The organism is Streptomyces sp. NPDC054842, from assembly GCF_053611025.1.
In genome coordinates this window covers 128,102-149,507 of the sequence record NZ_JBSGZN010000003.1, presented here as the reverse complement: position 1 = coordinate 149,507, position 21,406 = coordinate 128,102, and the positions used below count along the sequence as shown (strand labels likewise).

At 73.6% G+C, this 21,406-nt stretch carries 12 protein-coding genes; 9 read left to right on the top strand and 3 right to left on the bottom strand.

Annotated features, from left to right (window positions below; translation table 11 throughout):
- Positions 1–144: 144 nt before the first annotated feature.
- From ACWGIS_RS03685 to ACWGIS_RS03675, 3 genes are all read left to right on the top strand, one after another.
- On the top strand, positions 145–732 hold the full coding sequence (locus ACWGIS_RS03685; RefSeq protein ID WP_453360786.1) for a sigma-70 family RNA polymerase sigma factor: 588 nt from the start codon (positions 145–147) through the stop codon (positions 730–732).
- Between the two features lie 361 nt (positions 733–1,093).
- Positions 1,094–2,596, top strand: a complete 1,503-nt coding sequence (gene guaB / locus ACWGIS_RS03680; protein ID WP_453360785.1) for an IMP dehydrogenase — start codon at positions 1,094–1,096, stop codon at positions 2,594–2,596.
- Between the two features lie 128 nt (positions 2,597–2,724).
- Positions 2,725–3,849 carry a GuaB3 family IMP dehydrogenase-related protein gene (locus tag ACWGIS_RS03675; RefSeq protein WP_355794079.1) on the top strand — a complete coding sequence of 375 codons (1,125 nt, stop codon included), beginning with the start codon at positions 2,725–2,727 and terminating at the stop codon, positions 3,847–3,849.
- Between the two features lie 66 nt (positions 3,850–3,915).
- Here the strand turns inward: ACWGIS_RS03675 and ACWGIS_RS03670 are convergent, their stop codons facing one another.
- Positions 3,916–4,494, bottom strand: coding sequence for a hypothetical protein (locus ACWGIS_RS03670; RefSeq protein WP_453360784.1), 579 nt, complete (start codon positions 4,492–4,494; stop codon positions 3,916–3,918).
- Positions 4,495–4,615: 121 nt separating this feature from the next.
- Positions 4,616–5,824, bottom strand: coding sequence for a nucleotide sugar dehydrogenase (locus ACWGIS_RS03665; protein WP_453360783.1), 1,209 nt, complete (start codon positions 5,822–5,824; stop codon positions 4,616–4,618).
- A 272-nt stretch (positions 5,825–6,096) separates the two neighbouring features.
- Between ACWGIS_RS03665 and ACWGIS_RS03660 the strand changes: the two genes are divergently transcribed.
- Positions 6,097–7,803 carry a glycerol-3-phosphate dehydrogenase/oxidase gene (locus tag ACWGIS_RS03660; RefSeq protein WP_453360782.1) on the top strand — a complete coding sequence of 569 codons (1,707 nt, stop codon included), beginning with the start codon at positions 6,097–6,099 and terminating at the stop codon, positions 7,801–7,803.
- A gap of 593 nt (positions 7,804–8,396) precedes the next feature.
- Here the strand turns inward: ACWGIS_RS03660 and ACWGIS_RS03655 are convergent.
- Positions 8,397–9,524: a serine hydrolase domain-containing protein gene (locus tag ACWGIS_RS03655; RefSeq protein ID WP_453360899.1), complete on the bottom strand. Its 1,128-nt coding sequence runs from the start codon at positions 9,522–9,524 to the stop codon at positions 8,397–8,399.
- 417 nt (positions 9,525–9,941) lie between these two features.
- Between ACWGIS_RS03655 and ACWGIS_RS03650 the strand changes: the two genes are divergently transcribed.
- From ACWGIS_RS03650 to ACWGIS_RS03630, 5 genes are all read left to right on the top strand, one after another.
- Positions 9,942–12,104 (top strand): serine/threonine-protein kinase, encoded by a 2,163-nt coding sequence (locus tag ACWGIS_RS03650; protein WP_453360898.1) that lies wholly within the window; start codon positions 9,942–9,944, stop codon positions 12,102–12,104.
- 205 nt (positions 12,105–12,309) lie between these two features.
- On the top strand, positions 12,310–15,351 hold the full coding sequence (locus tag ACWGIS_RS03645; protein WP_453360781.1) for a protein kinase: 3,042 nt from the start codon (positions 12,310–12,312) through the stop codon (positions 15,349–15,351).
- A gap of 267 nt (positions 15,352–15,618) precedes the next feature.
- Complete coding sequence (locus ACWGIS_RS03640; RefSeq protein ID WP_453360897.1) at positions 15,619–17,523, top strand: serine/threonine-protein kinase; 1,905 nt, start codon at positions 15,619–15,621, stop codon at positions 17,521–17,523.
- A 165-nt stretch (positions 17,524–17,688) separates the two neighbouring features.
- Positions 17,689–19,386, top strand: a complete 1,698-nt coding sequence (locus tag ACWGIS_RS03635; RefSeq protein WP_453360780.1) for a protein kinase domain-containing protein — start codon at positions 17,689–17,691, stop codon at positions 19,384–19,386.
- A 190-nt stretch (positions 19,387–19,576) separates the two neighbouring features.
- Positions 19,577–21,349 carry a serine/threonine-protein kinase gene (locus tag ACWGIS_RS03630; protein ID WP_453360779.1) on the top strand — a complete coding sequence of 591 codons (1,773 nt, stop codon included), beginning with the start codon at positions 19,577–19,579 and terminating at the stop codon, positions 21,347–21,349.
- Positions 21,350–21,406 lie beyond the last annotated feature (57 nt).

Below are 21,406 nucleotides of genomic sequence, written 5' to 3'. Positions count from 1 at the left end.
GGTGTGGAGTTCCTCGGGGACGATTCGGTCGAGCGGAAGGGGAGGGCGCAGGAGATGAGTTCCGGCGCACCTGCTCATAACGCTTCGGTGCACAACTACGGACGCGGTGCCACGGATCGGACGACGCCGAGGCACCATGGACCGATGCGTGACGACGAGGCGGCCACTGCCCCAGGGGCAATCGGTGCGCTCGTCCATCGCGCGGTCGACGGAGACGAGCAGGCCACACACGACCTGCTCGCCCACGTACACCCCCTCGCTCTGCGGTACTGCCGCACGCGTCTGTCCCGGCTCCCGGGCGACGCGCGGCACTTCGTGGAGGACCTCGCGCAGGAGGTCTGCGTGGCGGTGCTGCTTGCCCTGCCGCGCTACAAGGACACCGGGCGCCCCTTCGAGGCGTTCGTCTTCGCCATCGCCGCGCACAAGGTCGCCGACCTCCAGCGCGCCGCGATGCGCCATCCCGGCTCGACGGCCGTGCCCTCGGACGAGATGCCCGAGCGGCCGGACGACTCGCTCGGTCCCGAGGAGCGTGCCCTGCTCAGCAGCGACGCCGAGTGGGCCAAGAAGCTCCTGGCCAACCTCCCGGAGAACCAGCGGGAGCTGCTCCTGCTGCGCATCGCGGTGGGGCTGACGGCCGAGGAGACGGGCCAGATGTTGGGAATGTCACCGGGCGCGGTGCGCGTTGCCCAGCACCGGGCCCTGAGCCGCCTGCGGGCCCTGGCGGAGCAGTAACGGCTCCTGCCGGGCGCGGGGCCGCCGCCCCGGAAGCCGTCGGCCGCCGTCTGTCGCGGCGGCCGGTGCGGGGCGGGACGACGGTGTCGCGCGGGCGTTCGCCGGTGCGGGACCGCGCGTGGGGACGGCAGTTGCGCTTCGCGGCGTCGGCGAGGACCGTGACGGCGGGACGCGGGGGACCGGCGGACCCGGGCCGGCGCCGTGCCACCGGGAGACTCCGGGGGCGGCGCGTGAACGGTGCCGGCTCCCGGCTCGTAGGAAGCCACGAAGCCGGCGGGCGCCGGAAACCGTGGAATGAGAGAGCCGTGCTTCCCGTTAGCATGGACATCCGCACCGATCAAGGCCATTTGGGGAAGGTGTCATGACTGCAAACGTCGACGGAGTGCCCGAGAAATTCGCGACACTCGGGCTGACCTACGACGACGTGCTGCTGCTGCCGGGCGCATCGGAAGTGCTGCCCAACGCGGTCGACACCTCGTCCCGCATCTCCCGCAACGTGCGCGTGAACATCCCGCTGCTCTCGGCGGCGATGGACAAGGTCACCGAGTCCCGGATGGCCATCGCCATGGCCCGCCAGGGCGGTGTCGGCGTGCTGCACCGCAACCTGTCCATCGAGGACCAGGTCAACCAGGTCGACCTCGTGAAGCGCTCCGAGTCCGGCATGGTCACCGACCCGATCACGGTGCACCCGGACGCGACGCTCGCCGAGGCGGACGCCCTGTGCGCCAAGTTCCGCATCAGCGGCGTGCCGGTCACCGACGGCAACAAGAAGCTGCTCGGCATCGTCACCAACCGCGACATGGCCTTCGAGACCGACCGCTCCCGTCAGGTGCGCGAGGTCATGACCCCGATGCCCCTGGTCACCGGCAAGGTCGGCATCTCCGGGAACGACGCGGTGGAGCTGCTCCGCCGCCACAAGATCGAGAAGCTGCCGCTGGTCGACGACGCGGGCATCCTCAAGGGCCTCATCACGGTCAAGGACTTCGTCAAGGCCGAGAAGTACCCGAACGCCGCGAAGGACGCCGAGGGCCGCCTCCTCGTGGGTGCCGCCGTCGGCGCCAGCCCCGAGGCGCTGGAGCGGGCCCAGGCGCTCGCCGAGGCCGGTGTGGACTTCCTGATCGTCGACACCTCCCACGGGCACAACAGCAACGCCCTCAACTGGATGGCCAAGATCAAGTCGAGCGTCGGCGTCGACGTGATCGGCGGCAACGTCGCCACGCGTGACGGCGCCCAGGCGCTGATCGACGCCGGGGTCGACGGCGTCAAGGTGGGCGTGGGGCCCGGCTCCATCTGTACGACCCGCGTGGTCGCCGGTATCGGCGTCCCCCAGGTCACCGCCATCTACGAGGCCGCCCTCGCGGCCCGCGCCGCGGGCGTCCCGGTGATCGGCGACGGCGGCCTGCAGTACTCCGGCGACATCGGCAAGGCGCTCGCCGCCGGCGCCGACACGGTGATGCTGGGCAGCCTCCTCGCGGGCTGCGAGGAGTCCCCGGGCGAGCTGCAGTTCATCAACGGCAAGCAGTTCAAGTCGTACCGCGGCATGGGCTCCCTGGGCGCCATGCAGTCCCGCGGCCAGGGCAGGTCGTACTCGAAGGACCGCTACTTCCAGGCCGAGGTGGCCTCCGACGACAAGCTCGTGCCCGAGGGCATCGAGGGCCAGGTGCCCTACCGCGGCCCGCTCGCCAACGTGCTGCACCAGCTCGTCGGCGGTCTGCGCCAGACCATGGGCTACGTGGGCGCCGCCACCATCGACGAGATGGAGACCAAGGGCCGCTTCGTGCGGATCACCTCGGCGGGTCTCAAGGAGAGCCACCCGCACGACATCCAGATGACCGTCGAGGCCCCCAACTACAGCCGTAAGTGATGCCCACGCGCGCGTGAAGCGCGTTTCGATGTGCGATCGAGAGCGGCCCCGGAGCCTTGGGGGCCGCTCTCGCCGTATGCGTCGGGGATACTGGAAGGCGCTGGAACGCAGACGGAAAGGCCACACACGTGACTGAGATCGAGATCGGGCGCGGCAAGCGCGGCCGCCGGGCGTACGCCTTCGACGACATCGCCGTCGTCCCGAGCCGCCGGACCCGGGACCCGAAGGAGGTCTCGATCGCCTGGCAGATCGACGCCTACCGCTTCGAGCTGCCCTTCCTGGCCGCCCCCATGGACTCGGTCGTCTCCCCGGCCACCGCGATCCGCATCGGCGAGCTGGGCGGCCTGGGCGTCCTCAACCTCGAAGGACTCTGGACGCGGTACGAGGACCCGCAGCCGCTGCTCGACGAGATCGCCGGGCTGGACGCGGACACCGCGACCCGCCGCCTCCAGGAGATCTACGCGGCTCCCATCAAGGAGGAGCTGATCGGGCAGCGCATCAAGGAGGTGCGCGACTCCGGCGTGGTCACCGCGGCGGCGCTGTCCCCGCAGCGGACGGCGCAGTTCTCCAAGGCCGTCGTGGACGCGGGCGTCGACATCTTCGTCATCCGCGGTACGACGGTGTCGGCCGAGCACGTCTCCGGTGCCGCCGAACCGCTGAACCTGAAGCAGTTCATCTACGAGCTGGACGTCCCGGTGATCGTCGGCGGCTGCGCCACGTACACCGCCGCCCTGCACCTGATGCGCACGGGCGCGGCCGGTGTGCTGGTCGGCTTCGGCGGCGGCGCCGCGCACACCACCCGCAACGTCCTGGGCATCCAGGTCCCGATGGCGACCGCGGTGGCGGACGTCGCCGCGGCCCGCCGGGACTACATGGACGAGTCCGGCGGCCGGTACGTGCACGTCATCGCCGACGGCGGCGTCGGCTGGTCCGGCGACCTGCCGAAGGCCATCGCCTGCGGTGCCGACTCCGTGATGATGGGCTCCCCGCTGGCCCGTGCCACGGACGCGCCCGGCCGGGGCCACCACTGGGGCATGGAGGCGGTGAACGAGGAGCTGCCGCGTGGCAAGAAGGTCGACCTCGGCACCGTCGGCACGATCGAGGAGATCCTCACCGGTCCCTCGCACATCCCGGACGGCTCCATGAACATCTTCGGTGCCCTCCGCCGCGCCATGGCCACCACCGGCTACAGCGAGCTCAAGGAGTTCCAGCGCGTCGAGGTCACGGTCGCGGACGCGCAGCACAAGCGCTAGTCCGTCGTCGTACGACGTCAAGGGCCCGGTCGCCGTGGGGTGACCGGGCCCTTTCGTGTGCGGGACCTACTGGTGGCCGGCCTTCCTGGCGCTGGAGAACGCCACGTAGGCGGCGATCGCGAAGAAGACGAAGGTCAGCGGGTCGGCGTCCGTCTTCCACGCCTCCTGGACCAGGTCGAGGTGGTCGAAGAAGACCTCGCTGAAGCCGACGCCGAACTCCTTGGCGATGAGCATGGCATCGCCGATCAGCTGGCCGAAGTAGACCGAGGCCGCGGACAGCACGACGCTGACGACCGGCAGGACCGGGTTGCGCCCGCCCACCCGGCCCGCCGCGAGGCCGATCACGAAGCCGACGCCGACGGCGGCCCAGCCGATCTCGTGCTTCGTGAGGCCGATGACCACGCCGTAGACGCCCGCGGCGACCAGGGCGGCACCGACGGCTGCCGCGAGGCCGAGGCCGAGGCCGGCGCGGGCCGGCACGGTGGGGGCCATAGGGGCCATCGGGGCCATCGGGAAGGCCGGGCTGCCCTGCTGCTGCGGGAAACCGGGCGCGGGCGGCGCATCCTGCGGAGCCGTTCCCTGCGCGTACGGGTTCCCGGACTGCTCGGCCGGTGGCACGGGTGGCGGCGTGGACGGGTTGCTCATGTGGATCCCCCCAGGGACGGCGGCGCACGACGGGTGCGCCGAGAACGCGAGCGCACGTGTGTGCGAGAGCTGCCGCACATTAGCAGGGCGCGCCGACAGTCCGTGCGGGGTTTCCGGGAGGTCAGAGGCGGTGTGCCGCCCCGGTCGGGGTGGCTCCCCGGGTGTCCAGGAGGAGCTGGGCCTTCACGGACAGGCCCTGGAGGTCGTACGTGCGGTGCTGCTGGAGCAGGATCGTCAGATCGGCGTCGGCCGCGGCCTCGTAGAGCGAGTCGGCCCGCGGGATGGGACGGTCCAGGACGCTCCAGGCGGGGATGAGCGGGTCGTGGTAGCTGACGGACGCGCCGAGTTCCATCAGGCGCAGCGCGATCTCGTGCGCGGGGGAGCCCTGCTGGTCGGCGAGGTCCTGCTTGTAGGTGACGCCCAGCAGCAGCACGCGCGCGCCGCGGGCCGACTTCCCGTGCTCGTTGAGGAGGGTCGCGGCGCGCTGGATGACGTACTGCGGCATGTGGTCGTTGACCTGCTGGGCCAGTTCGACCATGCGCAGGGTGCGGCCCGAGCGGCCGGTGAGGTCCTGGGCGACGGCGTGGCCGCCGACGCCGGGCCCCGGCCGGAACGCCTGGAAGCCGAACGGCTTGGTCTCGGCGCACCGGATGACGTCCCACAGGTCGACGCCGAGGTCGTGGCAGAGCACGGCCATCTCGTTGACCAGGGCGATGTTCACGTGCCGGAAGTTGGTCTCCAGGAGCTGCACGGTCTCCGCCTCGCGTGGTCCACGCGCGCGTACGACCTTGTCGGTGAGGCGTCCGTAGAAGGCGGCGGCCGACTCGGTGCAGGCGGGGGTGAGGCCGCCGATCACCTTGGGGGTGTTGGACGGGCTGAAGTCGCGGTTGCCCGGGTCGACCCGGCTGGGCGAGTACGCGAGGTGGAAGTCGCGGCCGGCGCGCAGGCCCGAGCCCTCCTCCAGCAGGGGGCGCAGGAACTCCTCCGTGGTCCCCGGGTGCACCGGGGACTCCAGGATCACCGTGGTGTGCGGGCGGAGCCGGGCGGCCAGGGTGCGGGCGGCGCCGGCCACCTGGCTCATGTCCGGGGCCCCGTCCGCGCCGCGCGGGGTGGGCGCACAGATGACCGCCGTGCGTACGCGGCCGAGTTCGGCCGGGTTGGTGGTCGGCCGGAAGCCCTCCGAGTGCATCCGGCGCAGTTCGGCGGCGGTGAGGGAGCCGCCCTCGGGGCCGGTCTTGTAGCCGACGGTGGGGATGCCGGCGGCGACGGCGGCCTGGGCCAGGGGCAGGCCGAGATGACCGAGTCCGATGACGGCGAGATCTGCGGGCATGGCGTGGGCCGTCCTTCCCAGTAGCCGTAGTGGGACAGGTGTGCAAGCCCGGTGGACAGAACGAGCGAGCGCAATGTCAGACTAGGAGTAAATATGACCGATTTGCGGGATTACTCGGCTGTGTTTTCCCGAGAGTCCCCGATTGATGTCCACAGGCGGTCCGGCGGACAGTGGCCGAAGGTGGGCAACACGGTGAGAATTTGGGCATGGGGGATGAGAGCCGGGCTTCGCCGGACGGGTGCGGCCAGCGCAACGGATAGCGGGAGGCAGCGGTGAGGACAGCGACACTGGGGCCGGCGGAGCGCGCCGAGTCACTTGCGGGGATGGCCGAGCGGGAGCTGGACGTGCTGGTCGTGGGCGCGGGCGTGGTCGGTGCGGGCACCGCGCTCGACGCCGTGACGCGCGGCCTGTCCACCGGAATCGTCGAGGCGCGCGACTGGGCTTCCGGTACGTCGAGCAGGTCCAGCAAGCTGATCCACGGCGGTCTGCGCTACCTGGAGATGCTCGACTTCGCGCTCGTACGCGAAGCCCTCAAGGAGCGCGGACTGCTCCTGGAACGGCTCGCCCCGCACCTCGTGAAGCCCGTGCCCTTCCTCTACCCGTTGCAGCACAAGGGCTGGGAGCGCCTGTACGCGGGCTCCGGCGTCGCCCTCTACGACGTCATGGCGATGGCCCGGGGGCGCGGCCGCGGCCTGCCCGGACACCGCCACCTGACACGCCGCCACGCCCTGCGCGTCGCCCCCGCGTTGAAGAAGGACGCGCTGGTCGGTGCGTTGCAGTACTACGACGCGCAGATGGACGACGCCCGTTACGTGGCCACGCTGGTGCGCACGGCCGCGGCGTACGGCGCCAAGGCGGCCAACCGCGCGCGGGTGACCGCCTTCCTCCGCGAGGGCGAACGCGTCGTCGGCGCCCGGGTGCTCGACGTCGAGGGCGGCGGGGAGTACGAGATCCGCGCCAAGCAGGTGGTGAACGCGACGGGCGTGTGGACCGACGACACCCAGGCGATGGTGGGCGAGCGCGGCCAGTTCCACGTACGGGCGTCCAAGGGCATCCATCTGGTCGTACCGAAGGACCGCATCAACTCGACGACCGGTCTGATCCTGCGCACCGAGAAGTCCGTGCTCTTCGTCATCCCCTGGGGACGGCACTGGATCGTCGGGACCACCGACACCGACTGGGACCTCGACAAGGCGCACCCGGCGGCCTCCAGCGCCGACATCGACTACGTGCTGGAGCACGTGAACGCGGTCCTCGCCCTGCCCCTGACGCGCGACGACGTCGAGGGCGTCTACGCGGGACTGCGGCCGCTGCTCGCCGGGGAGTCCGACGCCACCAGCAAGCTCTCCCGCGAGCACACCGTCGCCCATCCGGTGCCGGGCCTGGTGGTCGTGGCGGGCGGCAAGTACACGACGTACCGCGTGATGGCCAAGGACGCGGTGGACGAGGCGGTGCACGCCCTGGACCAGCGCGTCGCCGAGTGCGTCACCGAGGACATCCCGCTGATCGGCGCCGAGGGCTACCGCGCCCGGTGGAACGCGCGCGCCCGCATCGCGTCCGAGACCGGCCTCCACGTCGTGCGGGTGGAGCACCTGCTGAACCGCTACGGCTCCCTCGCCGACGAACTGCTCGACCTGATCGCCGCCGACTCCTCGCTCGGCGCACCCCTGACGGGCGCCGACGACTACCTCCGCGCCGAGATCGTCTACGCCGCCTCGCACGAGGGCGCCCGCCACCTCGACGACGTCCTCACCCGCCGGACCCGCATCTCCATCGAGACCTTCGACCGGGGCACGCGCTGCGCCCGGGAGGCGGCGGAGCTGATGGCGCCGGTCCTCGGCTGGGACAAGGACCAGATCGAGCGCGAGGTCGAGCACTACGAGAAGCGGGTCGAGGCGGAACGGGAGTCGCAGCGCCAGCCCGACGACCTGACGGCGGACGCGGCCCGCCTGGGAGCACCGGACATCGTGCCCAGGTGAGTGCGGGGCGGGACGGACATCGTGCCGGGTGAGCGCGGGGCGGCACAGGCGTGCCTGTGGTGTTGCCGGTGTCGGCGGTGGCGGCCGTGTCGGTGGTACGGGCGCGGCAGTCGCTCTGTGGTGGTGGTGGTGAGAGGGCCGTGGTTGTCGGCGAGAGGGCTGTGGGTGGCCGGTGAGACTGCCGTGGTTGCCGGTGGGGCGGCTGCGGTTGCCGGAGTGTGTGCCACTCGCCGCGCCCCGCCGCCCCGCCGCCCCGCCGCCCCGCCGCCCCGCCGACTCGCCGGCCCGCCCGACCTCGCTCACGTCCGCCGGGCGGCGCCGTGGTCGGGGGTGGCCGCCGTGGAGGCCTGGCGGCGGGGCGCCGCGTAGTTACGGCGGCGAGCCGCCTCGAAGGTATGAAGTGGTGCGCCGTGAAGTTGCGGCGGCGAGTCGCCGTGAAGGTCTGAGAGCGGTGCGCCGTGGAGCTACGGCGGCGGGTCCCGTCGGGACGGCCCGCGGCTCGCTTCGGAGTCCGCCGCCCCCGCAGGTCCGGAGCCGGGATGTCACTCGAACGGGTGTCGTGAGCTGGGATCTTTGCTCGGAACCCGGGCGTTCTAAGGGGTGCGGGGGCAGAACTCGGCGGCGAGCAGGGCCGGTTCGAGGCTGGGGTCTGCTATCGCGTCCGTGTTCACGCGGAAGGTGAGGACACGACGGCCGTCGACGGTGGCCGCGGTGCGCACGTAGCTGCCGGCTATGCGTCCGTTGTGACCCCACACCGTCGTGCCGCACGGCAGCTTCACGGGGTAGAGACCCATGCCGTACGTGCCGTGCGCGGCACGGGTGTCGAGCATCTCCCGCAGCCGGTCCGGCGGGAGCAGCTCGCCGCCCAGCAGGGCCGCGTAGAAGCGGTCGAGGTCGGCCAGGGTGCTGACCAGCTCACCCGCCGCGCCGGCCACGCGCGGGTCGAGATCGGTGACGTCCGAGCCGTCGGCGGCGTACGCGCGGCCGTGCGGGGAGGGGAGCGAGGTGCGGGCGCCGGGGAGGGAGGTGCCCGTCAGACGAAGGGGGGTGATGACGCGACGCCGGATCTCGGTGGCGTACGAGTGGCCGGTGACCTGTCGTACGACCAGGCCCAGCAGCACGTAGTTGGTGTTCGAGTAGGAGAAGCGGCCGGAGTCGGCCGGGGGGTGGGTGACGGCTATGCGCAGAGCCTGAAGCGGGGTGACGGGGACGGTCCCCCTGGTTGCCGCCGTGAAGTCGTACAGACCGCTGGTGTGGGTGAGCAGGGCACGCAGGGTCAGCGCGCGACCGTCGTTGCCCGCTCCCGCCACCAGTCCGGGCAGGTGCTGGTCCACGGAGTCCGACAGGGAGAGGCGGTGTTCGGCGGCGAGTTGCAGCACGACGGTCGCGAGGAACGTCTTGGTGATGCTGCCGGCGCGGAAGTGGTCGCCGGGGCGGATGGCGGTCCCGGCACGGGTCCCGGCGGCCGGGTCTCGGACGGTGCCGGGAGCGGTTGTTCCGGAAGGAGAGGGGGCGGCCGTCTCGGAGGGGGTGTCAGGTGCGGCCGGGCCGGTGTCGCGTGCGGACGCGGTGCCGTTCCCGTCCGAGCCGTTTCCGTCCGAGCTGCTCCCATCCGAGCCGTCGGTCCGGGCGGGTGTGGTGCCGGGTACGGACTGTGCCGACGCGGTGTCAGGGGCCGTTGAGGTGCCGCGGGCTGAGAGGGCGCCCGGTGCCGAGGGGATCCTCGCGCCGTAAGTGGTTGCGTCGGTGACGGCTTCGGCGTGGGCGTAGCGGGTACCCGTCTCCTCGCGGGCCAGGAGAGCCGCGGCCGGGGCCTTTCCCCGGGAGACGAGCAGGGTCAGGGCGGAGTCCGCGGCGACGCTCGCGTCGGCGGGGGCGTCGGCGGGAGTCAGGCCGAGCAGGACGGCGGCAACCGGAATGGTCACGAGTGTCCGGCGTGTCCGGGGCAGCGGCATCGCGATCCTCCCTTGTCGGGGGCCCATCATGCGCGACGTAGGGAGTCGCGCGGCAGGCAGTCCCCCTGGTGGGGCGCACCGAGGCCCGGTCCCGCCCGGGGTCCAGAGGCACCCTGGGCGTCGGGTGGTCCGTACGTGGGGGACAATGAAGGCTCTGTCAGGGCGGGTTGCATGAGGGGACGCATGTCGGAGGCGGAGCGGGCGGGAGCATCCCGTCAGGACAAGAGCGGGCGTCTCCTCGCCGGGCGGTACCGGCTGGGAGACGTACTCGGCCGCGGCGGCATGGGCACGGTGTGGCGCGCCGAGGACGAAACCCTGGGCCGCACGGTGGCCGTCAAGGAGCTGCGGTTCCCGTCGAGCATCGACGAGGACGAGAAGCGGCGGCTGATCACCCGGACCCTGCGCGAGGCCAAGGCCATCGCGCGGATCCGCAACAGCGGCGCGGTGACGGTGTTCGACGTCGTCGACGAGGACGACCGGCCCTGGATCGTGATGGAACTCGTCGAGGGCAAGTCCCTCGCCGAGGTCATCCGCGAGGACGGGCTGCTGACGCCGAGACGGGCGGCGGAAGTCGGCCTGGCGATCCTCGACGTGCTGCGCTCGGCGCACCGCGAGGGCATCCTGCACCGGGACGTGAAGCCGTCCAACGTGCTGATGTCCGAGGACGGCCGGGTCGTGCTGACCGACTTCGGCATCGCGCAGGTGGAGGGCGACCCGTCCATCACCTCGACCGGCATGCTCGTCGGCGCGCCCTCGTACATCTCCCCGGAGCGGGCGCGCGGCCACAAGCCGGGGCCCGCGGCCGACCTCTGGTCGCTCGGCGGACTGCTGTACGCGGCGGTGGAGGGCGTTCCGCCGTACGACAAGGGTTCCGCCATCGCGACGCTCACCGCGGTGATGACCGAGCCGGTGGAGCAGCCGAAGCACGCGGGGCCGCTGGAGAAGGTGATCTACGGGCTGCTCGCCAAGGATCCCGAGCAGCGGCTCGACGACGCGGGCGCCCGGGCGATGCTCACCGAGGTGCTGCGCACGCCCGGGGCCGAGGAGTCGGCGCAGGAGCCGGCGGACGCGACGAAGGTCGTGGCGATGCCGCCGCTCCCGGACGCGGACTCCGGCAGGGGTGCCAAGCGGGAGGACGCGGGCGAGCGGCTGCGCGGGGCCCTGCGTTCCGTGCGGAAGGCGGCCACGGCGGCGGGAGCGGCCGCGGCCACCACGCGCGGCAAGTCCGGTTCCACGGGGACGTCCGGCTCCACGCCCGTCGCGGGCACCGGTGCCGCGGGGTCCGGCGGGGGCGCGCTCCCCTCCGGCACGTCCGGTTCCGCCAAGTCCGGTGCGGGCAAGCCCGGTTCCGGTGACGCGGCGTCCGGTGGCGCGTCCCGGGCGGGTGCCGCGGGCGCGGTCGGCGCCGGTGCGGCGGCCGCCGGTTCCAGCGGAAGCGCCGACGCGGCGACCGCGGTGTCCCGCAGCGGGGCGGCCGGTGCCGGGGACGGTGCGACGGTCGGCGTGGACAAGGGGACGGCGGGCCGGGGCTCCGGCTGGCCCGAGGTGCCCCCGGCTCCCGCGCGGCCGGCGCCCAAGGCGTCGCTGACCGACGTGGTGCCGCGGCGGACGCTGGTGATCACGGCGGTCGTCGTGGTCCTCGCCATCATCGGCACCGTGCTCGCGCTGACCTTCGGCGGCGGTGACGGCGGGTCGGAGGACAGCAAGGGCGGCGACGCCAAGTCCTCGTCCGGCGGGACGGCGGCCGGCAGCGGTGACAAGGACAAGGGTTCCGGCGCCGGCGCGGACGGCGACGAGAAGAAGCCCTCGGCCGGCGCCTCGGACGGTTCGGCCGGAGACGGCACCGCCGGGAGCACGCCGAGCGCGAGCGCCTCGGGCGACACGGACGACGACGAAACGAAGTCGGACGACGACACCGCCGTACGGACGTACAAGGCGAGCCAAGGGTTCTCCATAGGACTGCCGAAGGGCTGGAAGTACCAGTCCACGGGCGCGGCCGGGGCGCGTTTCACCGGCCCCGACGGGCAGAAGCTCCTGGTCGGCTGGACGTCCACGCCCAAGGACGACCCGGTCGCGGACTGGAAGAACCAGGAGCGCTACATGACGCGCCCGCAGTACCAGCGCATACGGATAGAGAAGGTGGGCTACCGCGGCTGGAACACGGCCGACTGGGAGTTCACCTACGTGGAGAGCGGGACGAAATACCGGTCGATAGACCGCGGATTCGTCGTCAACTCGCATCAGGGATATGCGCTCATGTACACCGCGAAGGATGCCAATTGGGGCAGCGGCCTGCGCAGGGACACCTGGCGCACGCTGACGAGGTCGTTCGAACCGAAGAAGTGACGCCGCGGCGGGGCCGGTGAGGGTGGACAGTTCGGAGGGGATTGTTCACCCTGCGCCTCCTGGGTAGGAGTTGAGGGCCTGAGATCTCGCATCACCTCATTGCGAGTTGCCTCCGGCACGTATCGTGAGTGGTTGCGGACCGTACGGAATCACAACGGAGCGCAACCCGAACGGAATTGACCACCGGGCGGCCGGGGGAGGCGTCGTGGACGACTACGCGGGACGGGTACTCGCCGACCGCTACCGCCTGCCCCTGCCGCCGTCCGACGAGTACGAACTCGCCGAGACCCGTGCCTTCGACACCTACAGCGGACAGGAAGTCCTGGTCCGGCAGGTGCCGTTGCCCGAGGTCGTCGAGGCGGAGGTGCTCGACGCGGACGGGCTGCCGGAAGGCTTCGTGGCGCGGGACGGCGTCCAGGGCCGGCGCGGCCGGGCCGGCGCGACCGCCCGGCCGACGCGGCGCCCCGCCGAACCGGCCGTGCGGCGCGCCATCGAGGCCGCGCAGGCCGCCGCGCAGATACCCGACCACCCCCGGCTCGACCAGGTCTTCGACGTGTTCGCCGAGGGTGGTTCGCTCTGGGTCGTGAGCGAGCTGGTGGCCGCCCGGCCGCTGGCGGCGCTGCTGGCCGAGAAGCCGTTGACCCCGTACCGGGCCGCCGAGGTCGCCTCGGACGTGCTCATGGCCCTGCGGGTGCTGCACGCGCACGGCTGGGTCCACCGGAACATCACCGCCCGCACCGTCCTCGTCTGCGACGACGGCCGCGTCATGCTCAGCGGTCTGGCGGTCGGCGCCGCCGAGGAGGCGCTGTGCGGGTACGACCCCGTACCGCCCCGGGACGGGGAGGCGGGCCCCGGCGGCGGGCCGGCCGGGGACGGGCGCGTCCCCGGTCCGGGCGGCGCGTACGGCGGCCCGGTGGCCGGAGGGGTCGCGGGCCACTCGCTCGGCGCGGGCGCCGGGGGCGGCGGCCCGCTCAGCCGGGACCCCGAAGCGGCCCGGCGGGCCGCGATCGAGGCCCGCGAGAAGGGCATGGAGGCGCGGGCGGCCGGCGTCGAGGCGCGGGCCGCGGGTCGCGCACCGATAGCGGAGGGCCCTCGTGGAGGTGTTCCGGCCCTTGGTGGCCGCGCGCCCGAGGGCGACGACGTACGGGCGGCACGGGCCGGGGCGATCGCCGCGTACCGGGCCGGTGCGCGGGCCGCGGCCCGGGTCCAGGACGAGGAGCGCGACAGCCGCGCCGCCCTGCCGGCGCCCCGTCCGGCCCCGGGCCGCGCCGAGCCCTCGGACCCCACGCCCGACCACGCCTTGCCGGCACCGGGCGGCTACGACCCCGGTCAGGGCAGGGGCCCCGACCCGGAGGCCGGTGCGCGGGCCGGGTACGGCTCCGAGGGTGGGCCGGGATCCGGTTACGGGGGCGGGTCCCCTCAGGCGTCGGGGTACGGCCCTGAGGGCGGGCAGGGGCGGCCTGCGTACGGTGACGGCGGCGGTCGGGGGCCCTATGGTCCTGAGGCCGGTGAGCGGGCCGGGTACGGCTCCGAGGGTGGGCCGGGGACTGGCTACGGTTCCGGTTCCGGCGTCGGGCATGCGGCCGGGAACCGGCGGGGCGACGGTGGGCAAGGGGTCGAGTACGCACCCGGCAACCCGCCGCCCGGACAGATAGCCGACCCGTACGGGGTCGGCCGGGGGAACCCCTGGCACGGCGCCGTACCGCGGACCGGAGCCGGTGCCCCGGGACGGACCCCGCTTCCGGGCGGAGCCGGCGACCAGGCGCACACGGCGTTCCACGACCCGGGGAACGGCGGCACCCCGCTGCTCGAACCGGCGCAGGAGTCCGTCCACGAGTTCGGCGCCGCCGCCGCGACGCCCGCCCCCGCCACGGGCCTGCCCCACCAGCAGGCACGCCGCCAGGTGCCGCCGCAGGCGTCCGCCCCGCAGTCCGCCCAGGACACCGCCCGCTGGGACCACCTGGTCGCCGGTACGGCGCCCCGCCGGGGGCCCGCCACCGCGCTGGCCGCCGAACGGGCACGCCAGGCGCGGATGGCCGTCGTCGGCCCGGTGACCGAGCGCTGGGCGCCCGAGCAGGCCGGCCCCGTGCACGAGAACTGGCAGCTCGCCGCGCCGATCGGACCCGCCACCGACCTGTGGGCGCTCGGCGCCCTCCTCTTCCGCGCCGTGCAGGGGCACGCGCCCTACCCGGAGGAGAACACGGCCGAGCTGGTCCAGCTGGTCTGTGCGGAGCCACCGGCGTTCGCCGAGGAGTGCGGTCCGCTGCGGCCGGTCGTGGAGTCGCTGCTGCGCCAGGACCCCACCGAGCGGCTGGACTTCGAGGAACTCCGCGGCTGGCTGCGCTCACTGGTCCGGTCGGCTCCGGAGCCGGAGGCGGGCGCGCACGTCATCGCCGCGCCCCCCGTCGACCCGCGGCGGCTGCCGATCGTACGGCGCCGGGGCGAACTCGTCCGCAGGCGTCGCGCCGGACTGCCCGCCCGGCACAAGCGGGCCAGGCAGGAGAAGTCGGCCCCGCCGCGCCGACTGGGGCGGAACCTGGTCCTGCTGGTGCTGCTCCTGCTGGCCGCGGCGGTCGCGTACGCCCTGTACTTCATGCCGAAGGCGGACACCACCGGCGCCACGGACGGCGAGCGGACGGGCGCCGCCGAGCAGGCGGACCCCAGCTCCGATCCCGGCGCGGGCTCGGGCGGCGAGGCGAGCAGCGAGCCGCGGCCCGACCAGACCTCGCCCGGCGGCGACAAGAGCCCCTCGAAGTCGACCGGTTCGGGGGAGAATTCCTCCGACCCGGACGTTGCCCAGGGCTTCACCGTGCGCAAGGACGCCGAGGGCTTCCGGGTCGCCGTGGCCCGCGGCTGGGACCGGGCGGCGAAGAACGGCCGCGGCCAAGTCGTCTACTCCCAGGGGGACTTCGAGCTGATCGTCGTACCGGGGCGGGACAGCACGGAGGCGTACGGCAAGGACCCGATGGCGTACCAGCGGGAGAGGGAGCGGGAGTTGCAGCCGTTCCGCGACTCGACCTGGGCCACGTCCAGCGGGATGCGGACCATCGACGTGGGCGGCCGGACCATGGCCGAGGGGCAGTTCACCTGGACCGACGGCGAGGGGCGCGAGTTGTTCGTGCGCAACCTCGCGATGGTGGTCGGCGGCCGGTACCACGTGGTGCAGGTCCGCGGTCCCGAGGCCGAACGCGACGAGGTGACACGGCTGTACGAGCAGGCGTCGGCGACCTACCAGCTCACCGGCTGAGGCGTCCGGCACCCCGGCCCATGGCCGCCCCGGCCACGCGTCCGGTCCGTCCGCGCGCCGTGTCCGCCGCTCCCGGGTCCCGCATCCGGGAGGGCTCCCCGTGTCTGCGGGCGCCCGGCGACGCGCAGTTGCGCCCGTGGTTGCCTCCCGTTCGCGGAAGCGAGAACCGTCACAGTGCGGTCTCCGTACGACCGCGCCGGTTCCCTGCGGGACGGCGCGGTCCCTAGGGTGACCCTGTCAAGACCATTGCGGGGAAACGTGAATCAGATGCAGGGCCTGCTCCTCGCGGGCCGCTACCGCCTCGTCGAATCCATCGGCAGCGGGGGCATGGGCCGGGTGTGGCGTGCGCACGACGAGGTGCTGCACCGCGCCGTCGCGGTCAAGGAGCTGACGGCCGCGCTGTACGTCACGGAAAGTGACCGTGCGGTGCTGCTCGCCCGGACGCATGCCGAGGCCCGGGCCGCCGCCCGGATCAACCACTCGGCCGTCGTCACCGTGCACGACGTCCTCGATCACGACAACCGGCCGTGGATCGTCATGGAGTTGGTCGAGGGCAATTCGCTGGCCGACGAGGTCAAGGCGCGGGGGCGGGTGGAGCCCGTCGAGGCGGCCCGCATCGGCCTGTGGGTGCTGCGCGGGCTGCGGGCCGCGCACGCCGCCGGTGTGCTGCACCGCGACGTCAAGCCGGGCAACGTGCTGCTCGCCGCCGACCGGCGGGTGCTGCTCACGGACTTCGGCATCGCGCAGGTCGAGGGCGACACGACCATCACCCGCACCGGCGAGATCGTCGGCTCGGTCGACTTCCTGGCCCCCGAGCGGGTGCGCGGGCACGATCCCGGGCCCGCCTCGGACCTGTGGGCCCTCGGGGCGACGCTCTACACGGCCGTCGAGGGCACGTCGCCGTTCCGTCGCACCTCCCCGCTGACCACGATGCAGGCGGTGGTCGACGAGGAGCCCGCCGAACCGCGCGGCGCGGGACCGCTGGGTCCGGTCATCCAGGCGTTGCTGCACAAGGATCCCGCCGCCCGGCCCGGTTCCGAGGAGACCGAGCAGATGCTCGCCGAGGCCGCGGAGGGCCGGCGGCCACGGGCCGCGCAGGCCCACGTGCCGACGCAGCACGTGGACACGGGCCGGATGGCGGCGGGCCGGCGTGCGGGGACGGACGCGGTCGGCGCCCACACCCACGGGGCGACCGGTCACGGCGCCCCCGCACACGGGTCCGCGACCTATGGGTCCACGGCACACGGGTCCGCCGCACAGGGCGCGTCCGCACACGGGTCCGCCCCACACGGGTCCGCCCCACACGGAGCGTCCGCACATGGGGCGTCCGCACACGGAGCAGCCGGGTACGGGCCGTCCGGATACGCGACCGACCCCCGTGGTCCGGGCGCGCCGGGTGGACCGGGCACACCGTCCTGGGCGACCACTCACGTACCCGGGCATCAGGTGCCCGGGGCGCCGGGAGGGACCCTCCACGGCCCGCCCACCGCGTACCCGCCCGGCGACGGAGCACCGGGTGCCCCGAAGAAGCGCCGGCTGGGCCGCACGCTCGTCCTCGTGGCCGTCCTGGCCGCGCTCGTCGGAGGCGGCGGCGCCCTGGCCCTGCACTACACCGACGGCATGGGCGAGCAGGGCGGCGGCACCTCGACCGGCACCGGCGGCACCGGTGACACCGGCGGCACGGGCGGCACGGGGCAGCGGAAGAACGGCGCGGTCCCCGGCGACTGGGTACGCGTCAACGACGTCGAGGGGTTCAGCCTCGCTCTGCCGTCGAAGGACTGGAAGCGCCGGGCCAACGGCAACCAGATCGACTACACGCCCGACGGCGGCCGGCACTTCGTCCGGATCGCGGTGGACGACTCGCCGGACTTCGACAATCCCTACGCGCACCAGCTGGACCTGGAGCAGCAGGTGAGGAAGTTGCAGGACTACCGGCGGGTGAGCCTCCAGTCCAACACCTTCCGCGACTGCCGCGGCGCCCTGTGGGACTTCACCTGGACGGCGCTGGGCAAGGACACGTCCTTCCCCGGACCGCGCCGGGCCATCGAGCAGACGTATCTCGGCCGGGACGGCGTCGAGTACGTGATCTACATGTCGGCCCCCGCCGCCGACTGGGACACCACACGGGAGCAGTTCGACGCGGTCCTGCGGGGCTGGCGCCCGAACGGCTAGGGGGAGACGCGCCGTTCGGCCGGGCGGTGGGCCGGTGACGTCCGGCCTCCGCGGCCCCCTCGCGGACACCGGCCGGTGTCCGGGCCGAACTCGCCCGCGTCACATGTCGGACACCTGGTGGCGCCGTACCGGAGGCCCCCTGTCCGGTGCGGCATGATGGGCCGCATGGGGACCGAGGGGGACAACGTCCGTGTGATCGCGGGACGTTACCGGCTGGAGGCCAGGATCGGCCGGGGCGGGATGGGCGTCGTCTGGCGGGCGGCCGACCAGCTGCTCGGACGGCAGGTCGCGGTCAAGGAGCTGTGCCCGGACGAGTCGCTGTCGGCGGACGAGGCCCGCACGCAGCGTGAGCGCTCCCTGCGCGAGGCCCGGGCCGTCGCCCGGCTCAGGCACCCGCACGTCATCGTCGTCCACGACGTGGTCGAGGAGGACGAACGCCCGTACATCGTCATGGAGTTGATTGTCGGTGGCTCCCTCGCCGACCGCATCGCCACGGCGGGGCCCGTCGACGCGCCGGAGGCCGCCCGGATCGGCATCGACCTGCTCGGCGCGCTGCGGCGCGCGCACGAGGCCGGGATCCTGCACCGTGACCTCAAGCCCGCCAACGTCCTGATGGAGGCGGGCACCGGCCGCGTCGTCCTCACCGACTTCGGGATCGCCCAGGTCGCGGGCGCGACGACGCTCACCGAGAACGGAGCCTTCGTCGGCTCGCCCGAGTACACCGCGCCCGAGCGGATGTCCGGCGCCCGGACGGGCCCCGAGTCCGATCTGTGGTCGCTCGGCGCCCTGCTGTGCACGGCCCTGAGCGGTGAATCCCCGTTCCGGCGCGACTCGTTGGGCGGCATCCTGCACGCGGTGGTCGTCGACGAGGTGCGTCCGCCCGCCCAGGCCGAACCCTTGCTTCCCGTCGTACGGGGCCTGCTGGAGCGGGATCCGGACCGGAGGCTCGGTGCGGTGGAGGCCGAGGGGATGCTGCGGACGTTCCGCGAGACGGGGCGCACGCCGCGGCTGGGGACCGGGTACACGCCGACCCGGCGGGACGTGCCGACGGGCGGGACCGTCCCGGCGCCGTCCTCGCCGCCCCCGTCCTCGCCGCCTTCGTCCTCGCTCCCGACCCCGCCCGCCGGCACCGGCCCGTCCGGCCCGGCCGCCTCCGCGGCGGTACCGCCGAGGCGGCACTCCGCGCGGAGCATGCTGGTCGTCGCTGCCCTCGTGGCCGCGATGGCCGGCGCCGGCCTGTCCGCGGCGGCGCTGCTGATGCGCGGCGACGACGAAGCGGCGGGCTCGCCCACGAGTTCGGCGCCGCAGGAAACGACCCGTACGACGCGGAGCGGCACCGCGCCGGCCACGTCCGAACCGGCGCCGCCCGCGCCCACGGTGACCGTGACCCGCTCGTCGGGCGCCTCGCCCGCCGCCCGCAAGGCGCCCGAGGGGTACCGCCTGGCCCATGACCCCGGTGGGTTCACGCTCGCCGTACCGGAGGGCTTCACCCGCGAACCGCAGGGGGAGCGCGTCTTCTACCTGTCGCCGGGCTCGGCCTTCCGGCTCGGCATCAAGATCGCCGCTCCCCGGTCCGGCGGGCCGCTGGCCGTGATGCGCGCCTCCGCCGCCGAGGGCCCCTCCACCAACCCGGGCTACCGCGACGGCCGGGTCACCGCCACGACGCACGGCGCGAACCCGGCCGCCCTCTGGGAGTTCAGCTGGGACGGCTTCACCAGGGCCGAGGGCGCGCGGCACACGTACGACCTGTGCTGGGAGCAGGACGGGCGGATGTACGACGTGTGGGTGTCGGCGCCGGTCGGCAGGGTCGCCGAGGCGAAGAAGTACTTCGACGTCGCGGTGGACAGCTTCGCAGCGTCGTGACGGGCGCGTGCTCGGCATCGGCGGCACGCCAGAGGGCAAGCCCCGCCGCGCGGGCGCCGGTTCCCCGCGAGGGCCCGCGGGGCGGGCGTACCGCCGCAAAGGGGAGGTATGGGGCGGGTCGCGTCACGGGTCTGTGACCGCGCGACGACCGGGGTGGATCGGCGGCTCCCGCCACGCTATGCATGGGTGCATGAGCAGCGACGGGGGAGTCCCGCACGGGTCCGACGAGCCAACCAGTTTTGGGCTGCAACCGCCGCGGCCCGCCCCGCCGGGCGTGCGGGCACCCGCTCCGGGGCAGCCGTCCGCGGTGCCCTACCCGGGCAATCCCTACGCGACGCCGACCCGGCTCGTTCCGGACCAGCAGCCGCAACCGCAGCAGCCGCAGGCGGACCAGCAGCCACAAACGCAGCAGCTTCAGCCGCACCAGCCGCAACATTCGCGTTCGCAGCAGCCGCCTGTGCCGAGCCAGGCCGTGCAGGACCCCGGCGCGGGGCGGCTGATCGCCGGCCGCTACCGGCTCCTGTCGAAGCTCGGCCACGGCGGCATGGGCACCGTGTGGCGGGCCAAGGACGAGACGGTGGACCGCGAGGTGGCCGTCAAGGAGCCCCGCGTACCGGACCACCTTCCCGAGCGTGAACGCGCCAACGCCTTCGAGCGGATGCGCCGCGAGGCCCGGGCCGCCGCCCGGCTCGACCACCCCGCCGTGGTGAACGTGCACGACGTGGCGGTCGTGGACGGACAGCCGTGGATCGTCATGGAGCTGGTGCGGGGCCGGTCGCTCGGCGCCGCGCTCCAGGAGGGCACCCTCGGTGTCCGCGAGGCCGCCACGATCGGCCTGGAGATCCTCGGCGCCCTGGAGGCCGCGCACGCGGCGGGCATCCTGCACCGCGACGTCAAGCCCGACAACGTCCTGCTCGGCCGGCACGACCGCGTCGTCCTCACCGACTTCGGCATCGCCCAGATCGAGGGCGAGACGAACCTGACGGACACCGGCGGCTTCGTCGGCTCGCCCGAGTACATCGCCCCGGAGCGAGTGCTGGGCCAGCGTCCCGGACCGGCCTCCGACCTCTGGTCCCTCGGTGTCGTGCTGTACGCGGCCACGGAGGGCGTCTCCCCGTTCCGCCGCAGCAACACCCCCGCGACCCTCCAGTCCGTCCTGAACGCGACGCCCGCCGCGCCGTCCGCCGCGAAGGGCCCGCTCGCCGAGGTGATCAACGGCCTGCTGGACAAGGACCCGGCGCGCCGCCCCGCCGCCGGCCGGGTCAGGACCCTGCTGGAGGAGGCCGCCAGACCGCCGCGGGACACCCAGGTCGTCCAGATCTCCGTCCCGGGCGGCAGGGGGGTCCGGCTCGGCCGCAAGGCGTGGCTCGCGGTGGGCGCGGCGCTCGTCGCGGTCGCGCTGGCGGCGTACCTGGTGATCGCCGACCCGTTCGCGGGCCCGCTGCCGGACGGCTGGGCGAAGAAGCCGGAGAAGGCGCTCGGCGCGACGCTCGCCGTGCCGTCGGGCTATCAGGTGGGCAGGCCGGACGAGGACGAGTCGGACCGGAACTGGGTGACGTACGGCGACCCCAGCGGCACCGTCTGGATCGGCCTGAAGGTGGCCCGCAAGGCCGAGGACTCCAGTAAGCAGATCAAGGACTCCGCGCGGGACCAGATGTGGGCCGACAACGCGGAGTTCAAGCAGAGCGGCGAATACAGCCTGGACATGCCCGCGGGACCGAGGACGGACCCGAAGGAGTCCACCCACCAGGGCGGGAAGGCCGCCGTGAACACGCTGACGTACAAGACCACGGACAGCGAGCACCCGCGCCCCCGAGAGATGCAGATCTTCTACTACAAGTCCGCGAAGACCGGCGACATGTACAAGCTCACGGTCAGCTACCCGGGCGAGGGCGACTTCACGGAGCGCGGCCGGGAGGTCGCCAGGACGGCGATCGCGAACCTGGACATCACCAGGCTCTGAGGGGCACCGCGGGGACCGCGGCGGCCGGAGGGGGGGCCGGCAGGGGGCCCGCGGTCC